This window comes from Oceanisphaera profunda, assembly GCF_002157895.1.
GTDB lineage: Bacteria > Pseudomonadota > Gammaproteobacteria > Enterobacterales > Aeromonadaceae > Oceanimonas > Oceanimonas profunda.
Genome location: NZ_CP021377.1, coordinates 1,554,931 through 1,571,452, shown reverse-complemented (window position 1 = coordinate 1,571,452; position 16,522 = coordinate 1,554,931). Strand labels below are relative to the sequence as shown.

At 50.0% G+C, this 16,522-nt stretch carries 19 protein-coding genes; 12 read left to right on the top strand and 7 right to left on the bottom strand.

Annotated features, from left to right (window positions below; genetic code table 11):
- The first annotated feature begins 170 nt into the window (after positions 1 to 170).
- From CBP31_RS06855 to CBP31_RS06840, 4 genes are all read left to right on the top strand, one after another.
- On the top strand, positions 171 to 695 hold the full coding sequence (locus CBP31_RS06855; RefSeq protein ID WP_087035740.1) for a lipocalin family protein: 525 nt from the start codon (positions 171 to 173) through the stop codon (positions 693 to 695).
- A gap of 110 nt (positions 696 to 805) precedes the next feature.
- Complete coding sequence (locus CBP31_RS06850) at positions 806 to 1,270, top strand: c-type cytochrome (RefSeq protein WP_227875181.1); 465 nt, start codon at positions 806 to 808, stop codon at positions 1,268 to 1,270.
- A gap of 224 nt (positions 1,271 to 1,494) precedes the next feature.
- Complete coding sequence (locus CBP31_RS06845) at positions 1,495 to 2,016, top strand: cytochrome b (protein WP_227875180.1); 522 nt, start codon at positions 1,495 to 1,497, stop codon at positions 2,014 to 2,016.
- Between the two features lie 30 nt (positions 2,017 to 2,046).
- Complete coding sequence (locus CBP31_RS06840) at positions 2,047 to 2,622, top strand: YceI family protein (protein ID WP_087035736.1); 576 nt, start codon at positions 2,047 to 2,049, stop codon at positions 2,620 to 2,622.
- An 83-nt stretch (positions 2,623 to 2,705) separates the two neighbouring features.
- Here the strand turns inward: CBP31_RS06840 and CBP31_RS06835 are convergent, their stop codons facing one another.
- From CBP31_RS06835 to CBP31_RS06825, 3 genes are all read right to left on the bottom strand, one after another.
- A complete protein-coding gene (locus CBP31_RS06835) occupies positions 2,706 to 3,383 on the bottom strand; it encodes a cytochrome b/b6 domain-containing protein (protein ID WP_087035734.1) in 678 nt (225 codons plus the stop codon).
- Between the two features lie 188 nt (positions 3,384 to 3,571).
- Complete coding sequence (locus tag CBP31_RS06830; RefSeq protein ID WP_227875179.1) at positions 3,572 to 4,246, bottom strand: hypothetical protein; 675 nt, start codon at positions 4,244 to 4,246, stop codon at positions 3,572 to 3,574.
- A gap of 81 nt (positions 4,247 to 4,327) precedes the next feature.
- Positions 4,328 to 4,666, bottom strand: a complete 339-nt coding sequence (locus CBP31_RS06825; protein WP_087035728.1) for a DUF3634 family protein — start codon at positions 4,664 to 4,666, stop codon at positions 4,328 to 4,330.
- A 72-nt stretch (positions 4,667 to 4,738) separates the two neighbouring features.
- Between CBP31_RS06825 and CBP31_RS06820 the strand changes: the two genes are divergently transcribed.
- Entirely contained in the window at positions 4,739 to 5,476 is a 738-nt protein-coding gene (locus tag CBP31_RS06820) for an endonuclease/exonuclease/phosphatase family protein (protein WP_265414970.1), read from the top strand.
- Positions 5,477 to 5,493: 17 nt separating this feature from the next.
- Positions 5,494 to 5,862 (top strand): endonuclease/exonuclease/phosphatase family protein, encoded by a 369-nt coding sequence (locus tag CBP31_RS15850; RefSeq protein ID WP_265414969.1) that lies wholly within the window; start codon positions 5,494 to 5,496, stop codon positions 5,860 to 5,862.
- Between the two features lie 462 nt (positions 5,863 to 6,324).
- On the opposite strand, the gene ftsZ is transcribed toward CBP31_RS15850, so the two are convergent.
- Positions 6,325 to 7,416: a cell division protein FtsZ gene (ftsZ, locus tag CBP31_RS06815; protein ID WP_087035726.1), complete on the bottom strand. Its 1,092-nt coding sequence runs from the start codon at positions 7,414 to 7,416 to the stop codon at positions 6,325 to 6,327.
- A 70-nt stretch (positions 7,417 to 7,486) separates the two neighbouring features.
- Positions 7,487 to 8,446: a helix-turn-helix transcriptional regulator gene (locus tag CBP31_RS06810; RefSeq protein WP_087035724.1), complete on the bottom strand. Its 960-nt coding sequence runs from the start codon at positions 8,444 to 8,446 to the stop codon at positions 7,487 to 7,489.
- A gap of 200 nt (positions 8,447 to 8,646) precedes the next feature.
- Between CBP31_RS06810 and CBP31_RS06805 the strand changes: the two genes are divergently transcribed.
- Positions 8,647 to 10,188, top strand: a complete 1,542-nt coding sequence (locus CBP31_RS06805) for a M14 family zinc carboxypeptidase (protein WP_087035723.1) — start codon at positions 8,647 to 8,649, stop codon at positions 10,186 to 10,188.
- A 119-nt stretch (positions 10,189 to 10,307) separates the two neighbouring features.
- Here the strand turns inward: CBP31_RS06805 and CBP31_RS06800 are convergent, their stop codons facing one another.
- Complete coding sequence (locus tag CBP31_RS06800; protein WP_087035721.1) at positions 10,308 to 10,697, bottom strand: SirB2 family protein; 390 nt, start codon at positions 10,695 to 10,697, stop codon at positions 10,308 to 10,310.
- Positions 10,698 to 10,847: 150 nt separating this feature from the next.
- On the opposite strand from CBP31_RS06800, the gene CBP31_RS06795 reads away from it, so the two are divergent.
- The gene (locus CBP31_RS06795) at positions 10,848 to 11,276 is read left to right on the top strand and encodes a DUF411 domain-containing protein (protein ID WP_087035719.1); all 429 of its coding nucleotides are present in this window, start codon (positions 10,848 to 10,850) and stop codon (positions 11,274 to 11,276) included.
- Here the strand turns inward: CBP31_RS06795 and CBP31_RS06790 are convergent.
- Positions 11,257 to 11,613, bottom strand: a complete 357-nt coding sequence (locus tag CBP31_RS06790; RefSeq protein WP_087035717.1) for a DUF2500 domain-containing protein — start codon at positions 11,611 to 11,613, stop codon at positions 11,257 to 11,259. The two genes, CBP31_RS06795 and CBP31_RS06790, sit on opposite strands and share 20 nt — an antisense overlap.
- A 99-nt stretch (positions 11,614 to 11,712) precedes the next feature.
- On the opposite strand from CBP31_RS06790, the gene CBP31_RS06785 reads away from it, so the two are divergent.
- The 4 genes from CBP31_RS06785 (at position 11,713) to CBP31_RS06770 (ending at position 16,328) form a co-directional block, all read left to right on the top strand.
- Positions 11,713 to 13,581 (top strand): intermembrane phospholipid transport protein YdbH family protein, encoded by a 1,869-nt coding sequence (locus tag CBP31_RS06785; protein WP_161492510.1) that lies wholly within the window; start codon positions 11,713 to 11,715, stop codon positions 13,579 to 13,581.
- On the top strand, positions 13,582 to 13,764 hold the full coding sequence (locus CBP31_RS06780) for a YnbE family lipoprotein (protein WP_087035713.1): 183 nt from the start codon (positions 13,582 to 13,584) through the stop codon (positions 13,762 to 13,764). It begins immediately after the preceding gene.
- Positions 13,765 to 13,773: 9 nt separating this feature from the next.
- Positions 13,774 to 14,088, top strand: a complete 315-nt coding sequence (locus CBP31_RS06775; protein ID WP_227875178.1) for a YdbL family protein — start codon at positions 13,774 to 13,776, stop codon at positions 14,086 to 14,088.
- Between the two features lie 155 nt (positions 14,089 to 14,243).
- Positions 14,244 to 16,328, top strand: coding sequence for a S9 family peptidase (locus CBP31_RS06770; protein ID WP_087035711.1), 2,085 nt, complete (start codon positions 14,244 to 14,246; stop codon positions 16,326 to 16,328).
- Positions 16,329 to 16,522 lie beyond the last annotated feature (194 nt).

Below are 16,522 nucleotides of genomic sequence, written 5' to 3'. Positions count from 1 at the left end.
TGAAATCGGTAGCCACCTATAACCCACTCCTATTTAACTTACTCCTCTTAACCTAATCCAATTTAGCCAAGACCGTGATTTTTTTGGTAAGTTCTTAGTCAGCTGTACTAAATTATAGGGCTGAGGCTCGGCACCATAAAGCGAAAGGCTGACCAATAAAGGAGGTAGTGATGCGTTGTTTACACGGATGGGTGCTGGGCTTGCTGGCGGTGGTATTATCTGGCTGTACGGGTATGCCCGAGGGCGTGACGCCAGTAAAAAACTTTGATGCCGACCGTTACTTAGGCACTTGGTATGAGATTGCCCGTTTGGATCATTCCTTTGAGCGCGGGCTTGAGCAAGTGTCCGCTGAGTACAAGTTGCGGGATGACGGCGGCATACGAGTGCTTAACCGCGGTGTGGACGCCAAAAGTGGCGAACAAAAAGAGGCAGAGGGTAAGGCTTACTTCGTGAATGGCGTTGATGAAGCGCATCTTAAGGTGTCCTTCTTTGGGCCTTTTTATAGCTCTTACCTAGTATTTGAGTTAGACGAGGACTACCAATACGCCTTTATTTCCGGCTATAACCACGACTATTTATGGCTGCTGTCGCGCACGCCTGAGATTAGCCCCGCATTAAAAGAGCACTTTGTCGCCAAAGCAAAAGCACTCGGCTTTGCGACAAAGCAGTTAATTTGGGTAAAACAGTTGCCCTAAGCCACAGCCTTGGTTTTTATGGGTGGCTTTGCCCTATTTGATGGTTTATCGTAATACGCTAATAAACGTAATCTGATTTACGAATTAAAAATAATTAAAATTAGGAGCAAATGATGCTGAAAAAAGTCGCGTTGTTAATGGTCGGTGGTGTATTCGCTACTTCTGTACTCGCCCAAGCCGAGTTATTTAAGCCAGATGATCTGGTTAAATATCGCCAGTCTATTTATCAAGTGATGAGCGCTCAAGCCACTGTGCTGGGTGCCACGGCCAAGGGTGACATTGAATTTGATCCGGAAGTGGTGCGCGAACGCGCATTAAACATGGGCAATGTGGCCAAGTTACTGGGCGAAACCTATGTGCCTGCTACTCAAGGCGTTAAAGACAGCAACATGCTGCCTGCGGCTTGGGAAGATATGGACGGCTTTGGCGATAAAGGCAAAGCTTTTGGTGGCGCACTGCAAGAGCTGATTGCGGTAACGGGTGAAGAGGGTTTCGATAAGAAAGCTGCCGGCCCTGCCATCGTTAAAGTACTGAAAAGCTGTAAAGCCTGTCACGATGATTATCGTGCAGACTAAGTAAGTGCGATTAAGCAGCGTTTGTTCTGACTAAAAAGGAGCCTTAGGGCTCCTTTTTATTAGGTATTTAAAATGCATATATTTAAAAGTCGTGATCCGTCATAAAGAATGCGGCTGCTGTTAGCGGTATTTAAATATAAGTGATAAAAACAAAGGTGCTTTGCATCTAAAGCCGATAAAAGCGCGATAATGATGTGTATCCTGAGTCATAGAGGTTAATTCAAATGCTGAAATATTCAGTGCCAATGCGTATGTTGCATTGGCTTACAGCACTACTCATTATCGGCCTATTCGCGGTGGGCTTATGGATGCGCAGCCTGAGTTATTATGACTCTCTGTATCAAATATTGCCGTTTTGGCATAAGAGCGTCGGCTTCTTGCTACTGCTGTTAGTAATGCTACGGTTAGTGGTACGCTTTTCAAGCCAGCATCCGGCCGCTTTGCCTAGCCATAAGTGGTGGGAGCGGCGAGTAGCAGGTGCCACTGTAGGGCTGCTTTATGGATTGATGTTTGGCATGTTTATCAGTGGCTATTTAATCGCCACCGCCGACGACAGACCGGCCTCCTTTTTTGGCTGGTTTGATATTCCGGTATTGATCACCGCTTTTCCTAATCAAGAAGACGTAGCCGGTCTGATACACGAATATTGTGCGTGGGCCTTAATTGGCTTATCTGCGCTGCACGGCTTGGCTGCACTGAAACACCATTTCTTAGATAAAGATGTCACCCTCAAGCGCATGCTGTAATTGGCATAACGCTATTCAAGGAGAATAAAGATGAAGAGAACACTGATTGCTGCCGCCATGTTGCTGGTTACAAGCCAGACTTATGCCGCCGCCGAAACCTATGTGGTAGACACCAAGGGCATGCATGCCTCCATCAATTTTAAGATTGACCATCTCGGTTATAGCTGGGTAGTTGGGCGCTTTAACGACTTTAAAGGCAGCTTCGTGTTTGATGAAGACGATGTGGCTAATAACAGCGTGGAAGTAACCATCAACACCAGCAGCGTCGACAGTAACCATGCGGAGCGTGATCGCCACGTGCGCAGCGAAGACTTCTTAAACGTGAAGAAGTTTCCTGAAGCCAGCTTTAAGAGCACCAGCGTTACTAAAGACGATGACGAGGGTGAATATAAGGTGAAGGGCGACTTAACCTTGCACGGTGTGACCAAGCAGGTGGAGTTTGAGATCGAAGAAGTGGGCGCCGGTAAAGATCCTTGGGGCGGCTATCGTCGTGGCTTTGAGGGTGAAATGACCTTAAAGCCCAGTGACTTTGGCATTAACTATGACCTAGGACCTGCTGCTGCCACCATGGAGCTGGAATTTATCCTTGAGGGCGTGAAGCAGTAACACCCAGTAAGGCGTAAACGTGAGCAGTAAATTGTGCCGAATCTTATGATTCGGCATTTTTTTTCTTACACTTCACGACAAGCTTACAAATAATAAAACAACATCCACGCCGGTAGCACTGCCAGCGCGAGCGCCACTACAAAGCGCAGCCAAGGAAAAGATGCATGAATGGTCAGCTTATCGGCCACGCGCTCCACTGCGACTCGTTTATGACCTGTCACCATGGCTTTTACTAAACCCTCGCCGCGCAATCGGTACATAACGATGGCCAAAATATGCATGCCTACGATTAATAAGATGCCCCAATAAAACCATTTTTTGTGTAAAAAGGTCATCAGCTTAGTGGTGGCGCCTGAGGCATACATATAGAGCGGGCCATTATAAAAAATATCGTCACTGGCAAATAACCCTGTGGTCAGCTGAAACAACAAGGTGGCTAAAATTACCAATACCATAATGCCGCCCACCGGGTTATGGCTTAGATAAATAGGCTTGTTGGGCTTAGCACTGGCGAGAAAGTATCGAAAGATGTGTTTGGGGTGATAAATAAAATGGCTAAAACGCGCATAAGGCGTGCCTATAAAGCCCCAGATAATACGATACATTAGTAAGGTGAGCAGCATCTGGGCGAGCAGCATATGCTGATCCATGTCGTCACCTGCCGAGCGCCAAAGTAAGAACAGCAGTACGGGTAAGCTCCAGTGAAAAACCCGAATCGACCAATCCCATACTTTAATGGGACTAGGGTTTACTTGACTCATAGCGGAGGATCTCCAATTAAGTAATGAATGGCTTATTTTACCCTGAGTCCAGTTTTTATTTAAGCAAATGCTTAAGTTTGTGTGTAGGCCTGTGATAGGTGCGGCATTTGTCTTAAACGTGTCGCTTAAACGCAAACATCCCGACCAAGGCCGGGATGTTTGTGGTAAATCGGGTGCTAATAACTTATTTAGCCGGCAGCGGGCTGCGCTATTTTAGTTAATGCTTGTTCTAAACCTTGGCGAAACTGGTTGCGGGTAAGCACATCAATTTCTTGCCATTTTTGCTTAGGTGCAAAATCAATCGTGCTCTCGGTGAGCACATCTTTACTCTGCAGAGCTACCCAGCGTGCATCGTAATTACGGGTTTGTTCGGCGTCCCATGCCAGTACTTGGCTAACGATGCCCTTTAAGCGCTCGGGATTGCTCATGGAATAAGGGGTGATCTTAGCGCCAAAGCGCTGGTTGAGCTGACTAACGGCCGCGTGCGCTGTTTCATCACCGGATTTATTTGCATCACTGCGGGCACGCAATTGTGCCGCATAAAACCAAAAGGTGGCCTGATCTTGATATTCGTTATCGAACATAATGGCGGAAATTAAATACAAGACCGGCGGCGCATAATCATTAGGCGTTTTTAAAATAGTATTAATCATTTCGCCATTACCGCTGGTAATCGCATCCATAGCTTGCTGTGATTTAGAGATATCAATGCTAGCAAACTCGCCTTTAGGCGTGACTTTTTCTGGTGCTTGATTAGTAGTGCTTTGGCTACTCGGTTTGCTGGTTGTTTTAGTTTGCTCCGAAGGCGTTTGACTAGAGCAGGCGGCTAAAAGCGCACAAAGTAATAGGGGATATAATTTCATCAGTTAACCTCGAGTATTAATAATGTATTCAGCAAAGCGGGAAATGAAGCTCAGGTCAAGAACATTAGCATCAACAGGCTATTATTTGAGCGGAACGGGCAGATCGCTAAGGCGTGTTTTGACTGATCGTGGCTGTTGTTGCCAAAATAAATAAATATCTCGCCGATAGACGATAGGAATACTATGCGAACAAATCAGTACAATATGTTCACCTTTTTTTAGGCCACGAATGCTGCCTTTAACGGTGCGTAGGTCTTTTGTCAGTTGCCGACAAAGCAGCAACAGTGCTTGCGGCGGCTGGCCGCTGATCACCTTAACTTCTGCGTCTTGCAAACGGATCCGAAAGCTTTCTTGGCGTCGGCGCAATACGTAAAGCAGGGCGAATAACGTCACTGCAATTAACAGTATACTGTTGAACATTATTTTCATCCTTGAAAACAGCATTTGATGATCGAATAATGACAGTTTGAACCATAAAGGCAAGTTGCGCTTATGAAGTCGCCACAAAAAATCCGCGTCGCGACATTTAACGTCGCACTCGACAGGGGTAAGCCCGGGCGATTGGCGGCTGAGTTAGCAAAAGGGCTGCCCCAAGCGCGGAATATCGCGCATATTTTGCAGCATATTCGCCCAGATATAGTGCTGTTAAATGAATTTGACCATGATGGTGCGGCACCACTTGATACGCATTTAACGCAGTTTTGCCAAGATTATGTAGCGGTGGGCGAGCAAGGTATCGATTATCCCTATCGTTATTTGGTACCGACCAATACCGGAATTTTGGCGCCGGTTAATTTAAGTGGCGAAGAGCAGGTAGCGCCAAGCTTACCGACGGATGGCTTAGGGTTTGGCGCCTTTCATGGTCAGTATGCCATGGCGGTATTATCGCGTTTTCCGTTACTGTTTGAGCAAATGCGCAGTTTTCGTCACTTTTTATGGCGTGATATGCCCGATGCTAAATTACCGCACACGCCACAGGGCAGTTATTACCGAAAACAGGTCTTAGACATATTGCCGCTGTCTTCTAAAAATCATCTCGACCTGCCAGTGCGCTTGCCGAATGGTCGTATCTTGCATCTGCTGGCCAGTCACCCCGCGCCGCCCATAGATGAAGGGCCTGAGCGACGTAATAGCTGTCGTAATCATGATGAACTGCGGTTGTGGCATGATTACATTAGGCCGCAGCTGAGCGAGTATTTATACGACGATGTCGGGGGCAAGGCGGATTAGCTGCGGGTAGCGACTTTGTGATCTTAGGGGATTTAAACGCCGATCCGGTGGACGGTGATGGTTATCAAAGTGCGATACAAGGCTTGTTGCACGAGCCGCGACTTAATCGAGCGGTGGCACTGGGCCCATTACGACCTGCGGCACGCGGCGGCTTTGCGCTTAAATTACGCCAACCCCGCATCGGCTCCCCTAAATATTGGACCCAGAGCCAAGGGCTGCGCCTCGACTATGTCTTGCCCAGCCAAGGGTTACGCGCCACGGCCAGCGGTGTGTATTGGCCGGCACCGAATAAAGCCAATGCAGAGCTATTCTGGAATAAGCAGGGCTGGCCCGAGCGCCGTGCTAGCTCAGATCATCGCATTGTTTGGGTAGACTTGGAGCGCTAAAGATGGCGCTTTAGGGTTTGTGAGTTAGTTCACGCTTTTTGCCCGCCAAGCGGTAATAATGTTAGCTATCTCAAATATTGAAAGCGAAATGCTAGGATATTAACGGTCCGCGTTATGTAATAGCGCCGAGACCCAAGATTGCTTTCGAAGTCTCGTTATTCGTGTTGGTGACACGAATAGTCAACGAGTATCCTTCAAGACGGGCAAGCCATCAAGCTTGCCCTTTTTCATGCCTGAATTTTATATCGTTAGGGGTAAGACGTGAGGCGTGAAGGGGAAAATATAGCTCAGACCTTATAAAATAAAATTTTGAGGCTCTGCTCTTCGTCCGTGGTTTCTGTGGGTTCCGTGGCAAAAATAGCTCTTTCACTTTGGAGGGTTAAATTTAAGGCTCTTCTTAAAATAAAAAAGCCGATGCTGAGCATCGGCTTTTTACGGTTGCGCTTAATTGACCCTGTGAGCTTACTGCTGGCGTTGGCGCAAGAAAGCCGGAATATCTAGCCCTTCGGGCATGGCGTCTTGAGCAATGGCCGTGTCAGTGGCTTCAGGCTTAGGCTGTTGCGTGGGCGCTATGGTGGCTTGCGGTGGTTGAATACCGGTAGCTATCATGGTCACCTGAATGCTGTCAGTGAGACTGGGATCTAAGGTGATGCCCGATACCACAGTGGCAAATTCACCGACGCACTCTGCGACCAAGTCACCGATTTTTTGGAAATCGTCCAAGCCGATATCCGCAGAGGCCACCACATTAAGCAATACGCCACGGGCGCGCTCCAGCTCGACTCTTTCCAGCAAAGGATTATTCAGCGCCTGTAGGGTCGCGTCTTGCACCTTGTTTTCGCCGGTGCCAATGCCAATGCCCATGACCGCCTTGCCTTGTTGGCGCATAATAGTGCGCACGTCGGCAAAGTCGATATTAATCAGCCCGGTTTGACCTATGATATCGGCCAAGCCTTTAACGGCATTTTGGATGACTTTGCTGCTTTCGGTAAAGGCTTGCAGCAGCGGCGTTTTTGAGCCCAATACTTTAAGTAAGTAATCGTTGGGCAGCACCAATAGCGCATCTGTATGCTCTGATAGCGCAACTAGGCCGTCGTCGGCAGACTTGGCTCGCACCTTGCCTTCAAAACCAAAAGGGCGGGTGACGATAGCAACCGTCATGATGCCTAGCTCTCTGGCCACTTTAGCTACTATGGGCGCCGCACCTGTACCGGTGCCGCCGCCCATACCGGCCGTTATAAAGCATAAATCCGCGCCTCTGAGTTGGGCACGGATTTCATCAATACTTTCTTCTGCCGCTAAGCGGCCCACTTCTGCCTGTGCACCAGCACCTAGGCCGCGAGTTAATACCTTGCCCAGTTGCAACACATCCACGCGGCTCTGTTGCAGCGCTTTGGCGTCGGTATTCATGGCCACTATATTCACGCGGTCAGGCAAAGTGCTATCCGCTAATAAATTGACGGTGTTACCGCCGCAACCGCCTACACCTATAACGCCTATATTAATGACATCACATTCCGGCTCGGCAGGTTCAAAAAACAGGTGGTCGCTCATCCGGGACTCCGTGGAAAAACAAAAGGGCTGAATCTGTCAGCCCTCGAATATAAGTTCTGGAAATAATAGTTTAACTGTTTTTCAAGGATTCAGGAGCCAGTATCTCAACTTTTCCTGCCATATCTGTTAACCAGCGGCGAAATTCTGGCGAATCTTTGACCTCAGTTTCCACCATCATGCTCTGCTTGTCGTAACGGGTCAACCTAGGGTTGTTGCCGGGAATCGCCGTTTCAATAATGGCGCGATTCGGGCTGGTGATACGACCCACAAAATGAATGGTATCGGCTTCTTCGTGGTAGCCTTTTTCGCGGATCAATTTATTGACGCTAAACTCACGAGGCTGGGTCACTGGGCGACTGGTCAGCTCTACTTCTTTGATATGTTCAAAGGAAATACCGTAAATTTTAGGGTCCATATCCGAGACGGTGCACAGCAACATAGTGCCGTCTTTACGACCGACGATTCCCAGTGGATTCACCTGTTCGTAACGCAACCATACGGTGCGACCTTTGATCACGCGTCTAATTTCGGCGCTAAACTTACGACCACGCCACAGCGCATCACGAATAGTGGTGGCACGACGAATTTCTGGGCTGCCGGCAAATGGCCGTGGCAGGCTAATCACGTTTTCTACCCAGCGGCTGGCCAAATCACTTTTGCTGTCTTTAATGACTTGGTTAGCTTTATCAATAATAGGGTTTAACTCATTAAGCACACTGGCTGGCAGCAAATCGGCGGCCTGGTCGTTCCAGGTCTTAAGCGCCATGGCTAAGCCCAGTGGCATAAAGTTAGCAAAATCATTTAAACCATTGCGTTCAAAACACCAGCCATGGGGTTTGCTGCGATCATCGGAGGTGAGATCAAACAGGCCCATGCCGGACATTTCTTCTAAGTCGCGCTGTACAGTGCGCAAACTTACCTGGATACCTTCTTCTTCTAGCTTTTCTTGCAGCTGGCGCGCGGTCAGCTTATACGGACGGTATGGAACACAGCGCGCCAGGGTCAATTGTCTTAATAGCTTCTTACTCATGGTGATGCCCTCTTGCTTGGTATGATTCTATCTTAGTCTTGGCCTGTGACAACTTCTGTCGCATCTTTTATGGGGAGGACTGTCGCTATTTGTATACACATGGGTTTTTGTGGTCTGTTCCTGACGCAGGTAACGGCTGGCTATTAGTAGCGGGTTTGTACTATAAGTAGTTGAAGATAAAGAATATTCTAGGGGTTATCATGAAAAAAATTACGGTTTTTCTGCTGTTCTATAGTGCAATCAGCTGGGCACAAATTGTCGCTGCTACGCCCGTTGCGTCAGAAAATAAACAGCTATTACCCAGTAGCGACACCGTTACTCGGGCCTTAAAAGAGTTAGATCTCGCATCCGCGCAGGCAAAAACGGTCTCGCTTGGGCGCTCGGCGGGGGGCTTGCCCATAACCGCACTGTTGTTTTCCAGCTCGCCGACCTTCTTAGCTAAGCCGTTGGCAGAGCCGGATAAAGCCACCGTTATGCTATTGGGTTCACAACACGGTAATGAACCCGCAGGGGCGGAAGCGCTACAGCAATTAGCGGAGGAGCTGGCGACGGGCCAGCATGGGGATTTATTAGCGCGGCTAAATTTAGTGTTGGTGGTGCTGGCCAATCCTGATGGTCGCGATTTGCGCTCGCGATACAATGCCAATCAAGACAACACCAATATCGATTATGTGGCCTTGCAGGCGAACGAAACTCAATTATTGGTGGACGCCTTGCAACGCTTTGATCCCGATGTGGTGTACGACGCTCATGAGTCAGGCATTTGGAAGCGCATCTTAACCAAAGAACAAGGCTGGATGACGGACGTAGAAGCGCAGTTTGATATGGGTAATAACCCCAATATTGATGCGGGGCTGCGTCACTATACAGAGCTGCACTTATTACCTGAGCTAATTAAGCGAGTGACAAAGGCTGGTTTGCCTGCCAGTCGTTATCGGGGTGAAATTACGCAGTTGGGCCAAACCGTGGCGCGCGGTGGTTTGGGCATCACTAACTTGCGTAACTACGCCGCTCTGCAGGGCCGAGTATCTATCTTGGTGGAAAACCGCTTAGACAATAAAGAAGGCCGCTATGCCACACCGCGTAACATTGGTGAGCGTATTCGCAAGCAACATTTAAGCATGCTGACCATGCTACAGCTGGTAGCGGATGAAGCTGAGCCCTTATTGACGGTCTCGCGGGCGGCCCGCCAGCAGTGGCACTCTAATGAAAGCGGCGCGCAAATATTGGCCATGGGCGTGAGCTTTGGTATTAACCCCGTTCTGCCCGAGGTTGAGATACCATTAGTACGTTTGGCAGATGGTCATCAAAAATTGCACCGTTTTGCCAATCACGACGCCATTATCAGCCAAGAGCCCGTCGCTTTGCCGGCAGCCTATGCCATTACGCGCGAGCGAGAGCGCATGGCGGTCTGGCTTAGCCGGCATCATATCGACTTTATTACCTTGGCCGCACCGCGCACCGTACTTGCTGAGCAGTTATTGGTAACCGACTTAACCGTGCAGCCTAAATCGCGACCCGGAGTGCGAGAAAAAGTCCAAGCCCAAGTACAGGTTACGCCCGCTCAGGTGAGCTTACAGCCAGGCGATTTATTAGTACCCATGACACAGCCGTTAGCGCCCTTGGCAGCCTTAATGTTGGATCCGCGCTCGGCCAATGCCTTATATCAAGAAGCGGCTTGGCCTTGGCTAGTGCTGGGTGAGTTTCCGGTGTTTCCGGTGTTGGAGCCAGTGGCGCGCTAAGGGCATAAAAAAACCGCACACCATCAATTGACGGGGTGCGGTTTCATGCCTGATTATTTTAGTGCGAATTCTTTACTGTGCGAGCTGTTATAGCGCCAGTCTTATTTTAAATAGTCAGTTTAAAGAGCCAGCCAAGACAGCGGTGACTTACTAACAGCGGCGCCATAGATATAGGCGAAAATAGCAATTGAGGCCACGGTCGCTACTAAACGTTGATTGCGCGTCTTACCGCGTTTAATGGCAATGGTGCCCACTACGATATAGAGCACTAAGCCAATGACCTTAGCGGTGAGCCAAGGGCTATTGTCGAACGGGATCTGTTTGCTTAATACCGCCAGCCAAACACCCATTGCTAGCAGTAGGGTATCGATAATATGGGGTAATATTTTTAGCAACTTACTCTTGATACGAGCCGGTGAGGGTACCGCTAGCCAAGCGCGCAACATAAAGAGAGTAATACTGATAATCGCAAACATCATGTGAGCATGTTTAATGGCCACGTAAGGCATAATAACTCCAAGAAAGACGAACGAGGGCGCCATGATAACAGGAACCGCTTTTGTGGTAGTGTGAAATACTGCTTTGCATCAAGGTAAGGTGCGGGAAAGCGTTTTATGTTAGCGTCCAGCAGCACTTATTTAATCAGGAGTAATAATTACATGTTCAAAACACTCGTCTATGGCGGCTTGGCTTCGTTACTGGCAGCTCCCGTATTAGCGGCATCGCTGACCGTCTATAAATCGCCCACTTGTGGTTGTTGCGAAGACTGGGTTAGCCATATGCAAGAGTCAGGTTTTGAGGTGAAGGCTATCGACCGCGATAATATGGAGCCGATCAAACAGCGCGCTGGCGTAAAGCCAGAACTAGCTTCTTGCCATACGGCTTTGATTGATGGCTATGTGATTGAAGGACATGTACCGGCGGCAGACGTACGCCAGTTATTAGAGCAAAAGCCGGCGGTGCGTGGGCTCACCATTCCCGGTATGCCACAAAGTGCGCCCGGTATGGATATTCCGGGCACCCCTTACGAGGTGCTGAGCTTTGACAAAGCCGGTAAGACTGAAGTATTTAGTCGTTATCCTGGCTAGCGACCTCGGGTTCAAAGGCAATAAAACGGCTGCCTTGAAAGACTAACATGCCGGTTTGGGCGGGTAACAGTTGCTCATAGAGTGACGGGCTAACCTGAAACTCTTGTTCGCTCGCGCCTGCTAGCGGGCGAAAGGTGACGTAATAATTCACTTTAGGCGCCGGCATCTCGGTTTGCTGCTTGCGAGTTTGGCCCATAAATTCGCGAGTGTGCTTATCGACCACTAATACCCGTACGCTGTGCTGAGCTTGGGCATTATTAAAGAAATAAACCCTTAGACGGCGGCCCAGCACCACGACAGCAATCAGAATGATGAGCCAAAACACAAGTTTACCCATTGGGTTCCCCTTATGATGAGTTTTGCTTACAGTGGTTGAGTTCAGTTTAGACTTATTCGGTTCGCGTTTCAGCACCCGCCCATTCGCTAAAGGTGGCCCTTGAGTTATCTCATGATATACCGCACCGGCGTCGCGCTCGCCTTATTGTTGACGGCTCACGTGGGGCTGGCACAGTCTTTACCTGCTGAGCAGTTATCTACTGAGCTGCTACCTATTAAGTCATCGCCGAGCCATTTACTCTCGGAGCTAGCAGTCAGAGCCACGCTTAAACGTGCGAGCGTACCGGCTTGCCCTAAAGAAAACGCCCGCGAGCTGAGCTTAAGCTTAATCGAGGGCCAAGTGCAGGGCCGTTTGCGCGAATTAAGTCTGGATTTAACTTGCTCCCACAGTCGACTGAATAATGAAGCCGAGCCTGCCAATAACGATGCTTTATCGCTACTGCTGACGCTACCTGCCATCGATTTTAAAATAGATAACCTGACCTTACAGCTGGCCGAAGGTCGCGTTAGCGGGCCCGCCGAGCTGCACCATCAACAGCAGCAGCTGAGTGTGATCTGGCAGACTGAGGCCGGTAGCGTCCAGCTTAATATTACGCCTGACCGTCAAGGTTGGCGCTGGCAAGGGCAGTTGCCGGGGCACCTACTTACGCCAAATTTGCGTCAACCGGTGCGCTTAAGTGGCGGTTGGCAACCTGAGCAACCATTAACGGTCAAGGTAGCGGGCGCCTTGCCCACGCCTTTATCCGGCAATTGGCAGTTAGCGCTGGCGGCGAAACAAGCGGCTAACGGCTGGCAACTGCAGCCGAACTCCCAGCTCAGCATACCCCGCTTAACGTGGAAAGAGCTCACCCTTAACCAGATTACTGTGACGCCTCAGGGTGAGCTGGCGCTCGATAAACCTTGGCAAGCCCGCGTCAATTGGCAGCAAGGCAATTGGAAAAAAGGCCGTTTACCGGCGGCCAGCCTGCAACTCCAAGGTGACAGCCTCACTCATCTACAGGGCAAGGTGCGCGCAGATTTAAGTCATGACCTGCAATTAACCGGCAGTTGGCGCTACGACCAAGGCTTGGCGCTTACCGTGCCAAGGCAAAGCGTGTCGGCGGCCAGTACTTGGGCATGGCTAAATGACTGGTTGTTACTACCCGTGGGGTTAAGTACCGAAGCGGGGCAGCTGCGGGTGTCATTGAGCGCGGCTAACCTCCTCAATACCAAGGTGCCGATCCTGATGAATGCCGAGCTTAACCAAGGCCAGCTTAAGTATCGCGACATGCTGGCGGAAGAGCTGGCGGCTAAGGTTAAGCTCAGCTGGCGTAGCCCGCAGGGCTTGCGAAGTCATGGGCCGCAAGCGGTATCGGCGGCGCGGCTAAATGTGGGCGTGCCTATTACTGATATTCACGGTGCGCTGCGCTGGCAAGCGGATGGGCTTTGGTTATCAGGGCTCACGGCGCAAGTGTTTGACGGCCATATCGCACTCTCGCCGATGGCGCTTAATGCCAAACCCAGCGGTGAGGCGCACTTTAGTGATATCGCACTCGAGAAGCTGCTGAGCTATGCCAATGTGGATGGTCTTACCGGTAGCGGCAGTCTTAAAGGGCGACTGCCCTTTGTTTATGATCAAGGTTTAAGTGTGAAAAACGGGCGTGCCGAGAGTCAGGATGGCTGGATTTCGTATCAGGCCGGCGAGCAGCTTGCTGCCACCGGTAAGGCTAATATTTCGCTGGGGTTGACCTTAGGTTTGTTGAGCGACTTACGCTACGATAAGTTGAGTGCCGACATTTCCATGGCGCGCACCGGGGAAGCCGTGATCAATAGTCACCTGCAAGGCCGAGCGCCCGTTAAGGGTAAGCTGCATCCCGTTAACTTCAATTATCACCACCAAGAAAACCTGTTACAGTTGCTAGCCAGTCTGCGTTTTGCTCAGGATTTAACTGAGCGCCTGCCGGCCAGCCTTCAGGGGGAGAGCGAGTAAATGAGAAAATATACGGCCATTGTCGGTCTGTTATTACTGAGCGCTTGTACGCCTCGGGTGGAGATAATGGTGCCAGACAAGCCCATTACCGTGAATTTGAACGTCAAAGTCGACCATGAGATTAGAGTTCGGGTTGATAGAGAGCTGGAACAGTTGTTTGAACAAGATAAAGACTTGTTCTAAGGAGTGACTATGCGGTGGTTAATCATTATGTTTGCGGCAGTGTTAAGCGTTTCAGCTTGGGCACTCGACTTACAGCAGGCTAAGCAGCAAGGCTTAGTGGGTGAGCAATTAAATGGCTTAGTAGGCGTGGTGCGCGGCGGTGGAGAGGTGACGGCGGTGGCTAACGACATTAATCGTAAGCGTTTGTCCAGTTATCAAGATATCGCTCAGCGCACCGGCACCAGTCTCACCGTCGTGCAAAGCCGTGCCGGCCAATACAATATTGAGCGCACCCAAGCGGGTGATTATATTCAGCTGGCCGACGGAAGCTGGCGTAAGAAGTAGCTTAAACGCAGGTTAGGGGTGAAGGGTGAAGTGTAAAAATAAGATGCTAACCCTTCATCTATAGATTCGAAGTCTGCTCTTTACGTTATGTCGTCCTCTTCACCCTTTACTCCTCATGATTCACCCCTCCCGTATTCTCATAAAAAGGTTTTGATGTGTCTGTAACGCCGCCCCTTGCTCGAAAAATTCCTTATACCCTGACTCAGCATAACGATACCCGCATTGACCACTATCACTGGCTGCGCGACGACGAGCGCACCAGCCCAGAAGTCTTGGCTTATCTTGAGCAAGAAAATCACCATACCGAGCAGGTATTAGCCCCGCTCGCGGAGCTACAAGCCACTCTGTATCAAGAAATGATTGCCAGATTGCGCCCCGATGATAATTCTGTGCCCTATCTAAAAAATGGCTACTGGTATCAAAGCCGTTATCAAACCGGGTTTGAATATGCGCTGGTTGAGCGCTATGCCGACGGCCAGCCTGAGCAAGTAGAGTTGCTGCTAGACGGTAATGAGCGAGCCGAGGGCCAAGCCTATTACGATCAAGGCCAATTAGCGGTGAGCCCTAATCAGCAAATACTGGCCTTCGCCGAAGATTTTGTGTCGCGCCGCGAATATCAAATTCGTTTTAAATCGTTGAGCAGCGGTCAGCTTTACGACGAAGTGTTAGCACACACCTCCGGTAACTTAGTGTGGGCGAACGACAGTCTTACCTTATTTTATGTGCACCAAGACCCTGAAACCCTGCTGCCTTATCGGGTGTATCGTCATACCTTGGGCACGCCGCAAGCCCAAGACGTGTTGGTATATGAGGAGGCGGATCCGAGCTTTTATATCAGCATTTATAAAAGTCGCTCGACAGATTATGTAGTGATTGGCGCTTGGAGCACCATTACCAATGAAGTCAGTTTAATCTCCGCCCATGAGCCCACCACACCGGTCAGGCTATTTTTAGCCCGCCAGCGCGGTCATGAATATGAGGTGGAGCATTATCAAAACCAGTTTTATGTGCGCTCTAATAAAGACGGCGTTAACTTCGGCCTCTATCAAACCGACAACATAGCTGATGATACGACTCAATGGCACACGTTGCTGGCACCCCGCACCGAAGTCTTGTTAGAAGACTTTACGCTGTTTAAAGATTGGCTGGTGTTAGAAGAGCGCAGTCATGGCTTAACGTTGCTGCGCCAATTGTATCGCCACCCACTTAACGGCCAGCAAACAAGCGAGCATGCGATTCGTTTTGACGATCCTACTTATGTCACTTGGCTGGATGTAAACGCCGAAGCCGACAGCCCTTGGCTGCGTTATGGCTATTCCTCGATGACGCAGCCGGTGACCTTGTATGAGGTCAATATGGATACTCAAGAGCGTCGTGAGCTGAAACAAGAGTATGCAGGGGAGCAGTTTATTAGTGGCGACTATCGCAGTGAACGCATTTGGGTGTCGGCGCGCGATGGCGCCCAAGTGCCAGTGTCGCTGGTGTATCGAGCAGACTTATTTAGTAAACAAGGGCGACCAGACGCCGCTACCGGCAATCCTTTACTGATCTACGGCTATGGCGCCTACGGTGCCAGCATGGACTCCGACTTTAGTGCGGCGCGCTTAAGCTTACTGGATCGGGGCTTTGTGTATGCCATTGCGCACGTGCGTGGTGGTGAAGAGCTGGGCCGAGATTGGTATGAACAAGGCCGCTTGCTCAGCAAGCAAAACAGCTTTAATGATTTTATTGATGTAACCCAAGCGCTGGTGAGCCAAGGTTATGGCGATAAAGCTCGCGTCTACGCCGCGGGCGGCAGTGCCGGTGGCTTATTAGTGGCGGGCGTAATCAATATGGCGCCGCATTTGTATCATGGAGTAGTGGCAGCGGTGCCCTTCGTGGATGTGGTGACCACCATGTTGGATGAGTCAATTCCGCTCACCACCGGCGAATTTGATGAGTGGGGCAATCCTGCGGACGCCCAGTTTTATCACTACATTAAATCCTACAGCCCCTACGACCAAGTACAGGCGCAGGCGTACCCGCACCTGCTGGTGACCACTGGCTTTCACGACTCGCAGGTACAATATTGGGAGCCCGCCAAGTGGGTAGCCAAACTTCGCGAGTTCAAAACCGACAGCAATTTATTGCTGTTGCATTGCGACATGGACACCGGCCACGGCGGCAAATCTGGGCGCTTTGAGGCCTACCACGAACTAGCCCGCGAATACGCCTTCCTGCTGGAGTTGGCTAAAACATAGCGCCTAGCGCCCGGCGCCAAGCACCTAGCTAAAAAAGACTAGAACTTAAAGATTCTTTCGCCACGGAATCCACAGAAAAATAGTGATCAGGTCTGAAAAAGATAAAGCCAAGATAAAACCTTTAAATGGTAAGGGCCAAACACTGTATCGGTAGCAGGGGGAGCCCTTACCATTAAATATGTTAGTCCCTTGTC

Coding starts and splice junctions, on each gene's coding strand:
- CBP31_RS06855 (WP_087035740.1), top strand. CDS start 171: ATGCGTTGTTTACACGGATGGGTGCTGGGCTTGCTGGCGGTGGTATTA.
- CBP31_RS06850 (WP_227875181.1), top strand. CDS start 806: ATGATGCTGAAAAAAGTCGCGTTGTTAATGGTCGGTGGTGTATTCGCT.
- CBP31_RS06845 (WP_227875180.1), top strand. CDS start 1,495: ATGCTGAAATATTCAGTGCCAATGCGTATGTTGCATTGGCTTACAGCA.
- CBP31_RS06840 (WP_087035736.1), top strand. CDS start 2,047: ATGAAGAGAACACTGATTGCTGCCGCCATGTTGCTGGTTACAAGCCAG.
- CBP31_RS06835 (WP_087035734.1), bottom strand. CDS start 3,383: ATGAGTCAAGTAAACCCTAGTCCCATTAAAGTATGGGATTGGTCGATT.
- CBP31_RS06830 (WP_227875179.1), bottom strand. CDS start 4,246: ATGAAATTATATCCCCTATTACTTTGTGCGCTTTTAGCCGCCTGCTCT.
- CBP31_RS06825 (WP_087035728.1), bottom strand. CDS start 4,666: ATGTTCAACAGTATACTGTTAATTGCAGTGACGTTATTCGCCCTGCTT.
- CBP31_RS06820 (WP_265414970.1), top strand. CDS start 4,739: ATGAAGTCGCCACAAAAAATCCGCGTCGCGACATTTAACGTCGCACTC.
- ftsZ (WP_087035726.1), bottom strand. CDS start 7,416: ATGAGCGACCACCTGTTTTTTGAACCTGCCGAGCCGGAATGTGATGTC.
- CBP31_RS06810 (WP_087035724.1), bottom strand. CDS start 8,446: ATGAGTAAGAAGCTATTAAGACAATTGACCCTGGCGCGCTGTGTTCCA.
- CBP31_RS06805 (WP_087035723.1), top strand. CDS start 8,647: ATGAAAAAAATTACGGTTTTTCTGCTGTTCTATAGTGCAATCAGCTGG.
- CBP31_RS06800 (WP_087035721.1), bottom strand. CDS start 10,697: ATGCCTTACGTGGCCATTAAACATGCTCACATGATGTTTGCGATTATC.
- CBP31_RS06795 (WP_087035719.1), top strand. CDS start 10,848: ATGTTCAAAACACTCGTCTATGGCGGCTTGGCTTCGTTACTGGCAGCT.
- CBP31_RS06790 (WP_087035717.1), bottom strand. CDS start 11,613: ATGGGTAAACTTGTGTTTTGGCTCATCATTCTGATTGCTGTCGTGGTG.
- CBP31_RS06780 (WP_087035713.1), top strand. CDS start 13,582: ATGAGAAAATATACGGCCATTGTCGGTCTGTTATTACTGAGCGCTTGT.
- CBP31_RS06775 (WP_227875178.1), top strand. CDS start 13,774: ATGCGGTGGTTAATCATTATGTTTGCGGCAGTGTTAAGCGTTTCAGCT.